The 5,242-nt window shown below is 73.2% G+C and carries 6 protein-coding genes; all 6 read left to right on the top strand.

Going from position 1 to position 5,242, the window contains the following annotated elements:
• The coding region (locus HMPREF3159_RS04400; protein ID WP_070499849.1) for a PH domain-containing protein at window positions 1-1,138 on the top strand (1,138 nt) is incomplete at its 5' end.
• Window positions 1,135-2,037 (top strand): Rossmann-like and DUF2520 domain-containing protein, encoded by a 903-nt coding sequence (locus tag HMPREF3159_RS04405; protein WP_070499850.1) that lies wholly within the window; start codon window positions 1,135-1,137, stop codon window positions 2,035-2,037. The genes HMPREF3159_RS04400 and HMPREF3159_RS04405, both read left to right, overlap by 4 nt.
• A 14-nt stretch (window positions 2,038-2,051) precedes the next feature.
• On the top strand, window positions 2,052-2,906 hold the full coding sequence (gene panC / locus HMPREF3159_RS04410) for a pantoate--beta-alanine ligase (RefSeq protein WP_083305790.1): 855 nt from the start codon (window positions 2,052-2,054) through the stop codon (window positions 2,904-2,906).
• A 43-nt stretch (window positions 2,907-2,949) separates the two neighbouring features.
• Window positions 2,950-4,458 carry a lysine--tRNA ligase gene (gene lysS / locus HMPREF3159_RS04415; RefSeq protein ID WP_070499851.1) on the top strand — a complete coding sequence of 503 codons (1,509 nt, stop codon included), beginning with the start codon at window positions 2,950-2,952 and terminating at the stop codon, window positions 4,456-4,458.
• A 1-nt stretch (window position 4,459) separates the two neighbouring features.
• Window positions 4,460-4,633 (top strand): hypothetical protein, encoded by a 174-nt coding sequence (locus HMPREF3159_RS17405; RefSeq protein WP_168165377.1) that lies wholly within the window; start codon window positions 4,460-4,462, stop codon window positions 4,631-4,633.
• A gap of 152 nt (window positions 4,634-4,785) precedes the next feature.
• On the top strand, window positions 4,786-5,118 hold the full coding sequence (locus tag HMPREF3159_RS04420) for a histone-like nucleoid-structuring protein Lsr2 (RefSeq protein WP_010551050.1): 333 nt from the start codon (window positions 4,786-4,788) through the stop codon (window positions 5,116-5,118).
• The last annotated feature ends 124 nt before the right edge of the window (window positions 5,119-5,242 follow it).

A 5,242-nucleotide genomic window follows, 5' to 3' on the forward strand; every position in this document is an offset into this window, starting at 1 on the left:
GGGCGCGGAGGCCTCCGCGGCCCTCGCCGGCGGCCCGACCGAGGGCTCCTCCGCCGCGGAGCCCCAGGACGCCGGCGACGGCGCTCGCGATCACGGCGGTCGTCTCGAGGAGGTCCTGTACGACGGGGTGACCGACGGGGAGCTCATCGCGAGGATCCCCACCGAGCGGCTCGTCCGCTCCCTCGTGCGGGACCTCGGATTCCTCACCGGGATCGTCATGAGCGTCGTCGGCGTGGTCGTCGCGGTGCTCCTCGCCCTGTGGCAGGAGGGCTTCTCGATCGCGATCCTGGTCGCCCTGGCGCCCACCGCGATCGCGGTGCCGAAGTACGTCTTCGGCCGGATCGACTCCGGCTGGGGCTTCGTCTCCCGCTTCAGCGAGCGCGGTCTGCGGATGCGTCGGGGCCTGGCCAACACGCGCACCGACAACATCGCCGCCGGCCGCATCCAGCGCTTCGACCTGCGCCGGCCTTTCCTGTGGCGCGGCCCCGGCTGGACCGCCGTCTCCGCGACCGTGGCCGGGATCGATGACGACGACGAGAACGGCGCGACCAGCGTGCTCCCGGTCGGCACCCGCGAGGAGCTGCGGCAGACCCTCGGCCGGCTCAGCGCGCCGCTGGGCACCGACGACGACCTCGCGACCCTCGAGCACCTGCTGACCGCCCGCGCCCGTGACCTGCCCGGGCTGCGCACCCCGGTGCGCTGGTACTGGATCGCCCGCCGCACCGAGGTGAGCATCCTGCTGCCGGGAGCGCTCGTGCACCGCAGCGGCCTCGTGTCCCGCACGCTCAGCATCGTCCCCCGCGAGAGGATCCAGGAGCTGAGGCTCGAGGACGACCCGTTCGCCCGGCGGCTCGGCGTGCTGGACCTCCATGTCGAGGGCGCGGGGGACTCGCTCCTGCTGGGGAACCTGCGTCGTGAGGACGCCCTCGCCGTGCACGCCGTGCTCGCCGCCGACGCCCGCACCCTGCGCCGCTACCGGGATCGCGAGAGCTGGCCCCGTCCCGCGCTCGCGCCCGTCGGCACCGCCGCGCAGGCGCCCGGCAGTGACCCCGCGAGCGTCCCCGGGAGCGACCCCGAGCAGGAGCGGTCCGCCGCACCCGCCCCCGACCCGCGCCCCGACGGGCGGGAGACCCGATGACCCCGCCCCGCCTCGGCATCGGCGTGATCGGCGCCGGACGCGTCGGCGCCGTCCTCGGCGCCGCGCTGCGCGCCGAGGGGCATGCGCTCACCGGCGCCTACGCCGTCTCCGACGCCTCCCGCGAGCGGGCCGCCGAGCTCCTGCCCGGCGTGCCGCTGCTGGACGTCCCCGCCCTCGTCGAGCGCAGCGAGATGCTGCTCCTGGCCGTGCCCGACGACCAGCTCGGACCGCTCGCGAGCGGGATCGCCGCGACCGGCCTCGCCCCCGGCGGGCAGCTCGTCGTCCACACCTCCGGCCGCTACGGCACCGAGGTGCTCGCCCCGCTCGCCCGCGCCGGCGCCGCGACCCTCGCGATCCACCCGGCGATGACCTTCACCGGCACCCGCACCGACCTGCCCCGGCTCGTCGGCTGCCCGATGGGGATCACCGCCAGCGAGGAGTTCCTGCCCGTCGCCGCCGCGCTCGTGGTGGAGATGGGCGGCGAGGCCGTCGTCATCGCCGAGGGCGACCGCCCGCTCTACCACGCCTCCCTCGCCCACGCGGCGAACCATCTCGTGGTCCTCGTGGACCAGTCCCGCAGGGCGCTGGCCCGGCTCGGCATCGAGGACCCCGGCGCCTACCTCCGCCCGCTGCTCGAGGCGGCGCTCGAGGAGTCGCTGCAGCGGGGGAGCGGGGCGCTGACCGGACCGGTGGTCCGCGGGGACGCCGGCACCGTCGCCGCCCACCTCGACGCCCTCGCCGACCTCGACGCGACCGCCGCCCCGCTCGAGCCCGGCGACGTGAGCGACACCTACCGCGCCCTCGCCCTCGCGGCGCTCGCGCGTGCGAGACTCGCCGAGGGCGACCGGGGAACGATCCGGGCGCTGCTGGAGGCGGACCCGCCCCCGGAGGAGAGCTGAGGAAGGACCCCGCCGTGCCCGAGAGCACCCCGCGCACCATGCTCGTCACCACCAAGTCCGCGCTGCGCGAGCACCGTGCCGCGATGGACGGGACGGTCGCGGCGGTGCTCACCATGGGCTCCCTCCATGCCGGGCACCTGGCCCTGGTCGAGCGGGCCCGCGAGCTCGCCGACCACGTGATCCTCACCGACTTCGTCAACCCCCTCCAGTTCGGGCCCGGGGAGGACTACGAGGCCTATCCCCGCGACCTCGAGGCGGACCTCGCCCTCGTCGACGGGCTCGTGGACCTCGTCTTCGCCCCGGGCGTGGAGGAGATGTACCCCGTCATGCCGCCGACGATCTCCGTGAGCGCCGGTCGCGCCGGCACGGTCCTCGAGGGCGCCGCCCGGCCCGGCCACTTCGACGGCGTGGTCACCGTCGTGGCCAAGCTGCTGCGCCTGACGGACCCGCACCTGAGCGTGTTCGGGCGCAAGGACGCCCAGCAGCTCGCGATCATCCAGCGCCTGGTCGCCGACCTCGACCTGCCCGTGCGGATCGAGCCCGTGGAGATCCAGCGGGAGGAGACGGGCCTCGCCCGCTCCAGCCGCAACGCCTATCTCTCCGCGGACGGGAAGGAGCAGGCTCTGGCCCTGTCCCGCACGATCGCCGCGGCGCTCGCGGCCGCCCCCTCCCTCTCCGGCATCCAGGACGCGCTGGAGGCCGCGCGGGAGCGGGCGGAGATCGACTGGGACTACGCGCTCGCCCTGGACCCCGCGACCCTCGAGCCCGCCGCTCCCGACCACCGCGGCGAGGTGCTCGTCGTGCTCGCCGGACGCGTCGAGGGCACCCGGTTGCTGGACGCCGCTGTGGCGGTGGCGACAGCACCCTGATCCCTGAGTCCGTCACGCGCGCGGTGATGAGACAATCGCAGCCATGAGCGAGAACCCCCCTGCCTCCGAGGTGACCGACAGCTCCGACCAGATCGCGGTCCGACGGTCCAAGCGGGAGCGCCTGCTGGCGCGCGGGGAGGAGCCCTATCCCGTCTCAGTCCCCGTCACCGCCACGATCGCCGAGGTCCGCGCGGAGTACGGCCACCTCGAGGCCGGCGTGGAGACGGACGACGAGGTCGGCGTCTCCGGCCGCGTCGTCTTCCAGCGCAACACGGGCAAGCTCGCCTTCGTCACCCTCCAGGACGGCGCCGGGGAGCGTCTGCAGATCATGGCCTCGCAGGCCGTGATCGGCGAGGAGCGCCTCGCCGCTCTCAAAGCCGACGTCGATCTCGGCGACCACGTCTTCTTCCACGGCCGGGTCGGTGCGTCCCGGCGCGGCGAGCTGAGCATCTTCGCCGACTCCTGGCAGATGGCCGCGAAGGCGGTGCGCCCCCTCCCGGTGCTCCACGCGGACCTCTCCGAGGAGTCGCGGGTGCGCCGCCGCTACGTCGACCTGATCGTGCGCCAGGAGGCGCGGGACGCGGTGCGCCTGCGCTCCGAGGTCATGCACTCCCTGCGCGAGTCCTTCCGCGGTCGCGACTTCGTCGAGGTCGAGACCCCGATGCTGCAGGTGATCCCCTCGGGTGCGGCGGCACGGCCGTTCGTCACCCACATGAACGCCTTCGACCTGGACCTGTACCTGCGGATCGCGCCGGAGCTCTTCCTCAAGCGCGCCGCGGTGGGCGGGCTCGAGAAGGTCTACGAGATCAACCGCAATTTCCGGAACGAGGGCGCCGATTCCACGCATTCGCCCGAGTTCGCGATGCTCGAGTCCTACCAGGCCTACGGGGACTACGACTCGATCGGCGAGCTCACACAGTCGCTGATCCAGGAGGCCGCCGAGGCCGCCACCGGCTCCCAGGTCGTCACCCTCGCCGACGGCACCGAATACGACTTCTCCGGGGAATGGGCGAAGATCACCGTCTACGGCTCGCTCTCCGAATCCCTCGGCGAGGAGATCACCCCCGAGACCACCCCGGCGCGCCTGCGGGAGATCGCCCGCTCGCTCGAGCTGGACCTCGACCACCCGAAGTACGGCCACGGCAAGCTCGTCGAGGAGCTCTTCGAGCATCGTGTGGGCGACCACCTGCACGAGCCGACCTTCGTGCGCGACTTCCCGGTGGAGACCAGCCCGCTGGTGCGCGCCCATCGCAGCACGCCCGGCGTGGTCGAGAAGTGGGACCTGTACGTGCGCGGCTTCGAGCTCGCCACCGGCTACTCCGAGCTGGTCGATCCCGTCATCCAGCGCGAGCGCTTCGCCCAGCAGGCGGAGCTCGCCGCCCAGGGCGACGACGAGGCGATGCGCCTGGACGAGGACTTCCTCGAGGCGATGGAGTACGCGCTGCCGCCGACGGGGGGCATGGGCATGGGCGTGGACCGCCTGCTCATGGCCCTGACGGGGCTCGGCATCCGCGAGACGATCCTGTTCCCGCTCGTGAAGCCGGGGGCCTGAGATGGACTCCGGGTTCTGGTTCGAGGCCGGTGCGCTGCTGCCCTCGATCGGCGTGGGGCTGCTGTTCTGGTTCGTGATCCGCGCGCTGCTGCGGGCCGACCGCCGCGAGCGGGAGGCCGAGCGGCAGGCGGAGCAGGAGCTGCTCGAGCGGAAGCAGCCCCGGAAAGACCCCTGATGCGGCGGCGGACGAGAATGAGAACATCCCTTCGTCCACACGCCTCGTAATCAGATTGAAATGACCGGCCTCGTAATGGATACTGGGCGATATCGTGAACACCGCGTGCGTTCATGATGAAGTCCGGAAACCACCAGCGAGGGAGAACCCCTATGGCACGGAAGACCTACGTGGAGCTCATCGACGACATCAACGGTGACAAGGCCGAGGAGACGGTGAGCTTCGCCCTGGACGGCGTCGCCTACGAGATCGACCTGACGGCCGAGAACGCGGAGAAGCTCCGCGAGGAGCTGAGCGGGTGGGTCGGCAAGGCGCGCCGCGTCGGGGGTCGCCGCACCCGCGGCACCGCCTCCGGCTCCCGTGCGAGCTCGAACGACTCCTCGCGCATCCGCGAGTGGGCGCGTGAGGCGGGCTACGAGGTCCCCGATCGCGGCCGGATCTCCGGCGCGATCCGCAAGGCGTACGAGGAGGCCCACGGGGAGTGATCCCTGCCCGGCGGCCGTGAGCCGCCGACGCCTTCGACGAGGGCCCGTGACCATGACGGTCACGGGCCCTCGTCCTGTCCTGGGCTGCGCTTCGGGCGGCGCGCCGGCGCGGCGTGCCCCGCCC

This window comes from Brachybacterium sp. HMSC06H03 (assembly GCF_001807385.1).
Classification (GTDB): domain Bacteria; phylum Actinomycetota; class Actinomycetes; order Actinomycetales; family Dermabacteraceae; genus Brachybacterium; species Brachybacterium conglomeratum.

Excerpts from the sequence above, each read along its gene's own strand:
- HMPREF3159_RS04405 (WP_070499850.1), top strand. The coding sequence starts at position 1,135 with ATGACCCCGCCCCGCCTCGGCATCGGCGTGATCGGCGCCGGACGCGTC.
- lysS (WP_070499851.1), top strand. The coding sequence starts at position 2,950 with ATGAGCGAGAACCCCCCTGCCTCCGAGGTGACCGACAGCTCCGACCAG.
- HMPREF3159_RS17405 (WP_168165377.1), top strand. The coding sequence starts at position 4,460 with ATGGACTCCGGGTTCTGGTTCGAGGCCGGTGCGCTGCTGCCCTCGATC.
- HMPREF3159_RS04420 (WP_010551050.1), top strand. The coding sequence starts at position 4,786 with ATGGCACGGAAGACCTACGTGGAGCTCATCGACGACATCAACGGTGAC.